The following is a 385-nucleotide window of genomic DNA, read 5'->3' as shown; positions in this document are numbered from 1 at the left end:
GTCATCACATACACCGGCTCCACGCCGGTGCCTTTGGCATCGGGCCGCCAGTAGATGAAATCCTGCCATCCGTCGCTGTCCGCCGCTGGCGTGGTGATGACCATCGGGCCTTCCACCACTTCAATATCGGAGCCGGTATGGTTTGGCAGTACCGGTACCGGCTCCTGGTTGCCGGTATTGGATGGCGCCACCGGGGTTATCTGGATGGTATATTCCGGCGTGTTGGCGGTGGCCGGCACCGTAATTTCATCCAGCCCGGTTTCGGGGTTACGTACCGGACGCAGTACCGGAACCTCGTATGAAAGCTCGCTGCTCTCCAGTTGCAGCGAGATATACTCATCATCTGCCGTTAATCTGCCGCGTATGGGCAGATTTGCCGTTTTGG

At 58.7% G+C, this 385-nt stretch carries 1 protein-coding gene; it reads right to left on the bottom strand.

All coding sequences use genetic code 11. The annotated features are described in order from the left end of the window. Nucleotides 1–385: S-type pyocin domain-containing protein (locus tag FKM52_RS21525; protein ID WP_181407972.1), on the bottom strand; the 385-nt coding region annotated here is incomplete at both ends.

The organism is Mixta tenebrionis (assembly GCF_006517625.1).
In the GTDB taxonomy this organism is placed as follows: Bacteria; Pseudomonadota; Gammaproteobacteria; order Enterobacterales; family Enterobacteriaceae; genus Mixta; species Mixta tenebrionis.
Note: the sequence above shows the minus strand (reverse complement) of the source record. Positions and strands in the feature narration are given on the sequence as shown.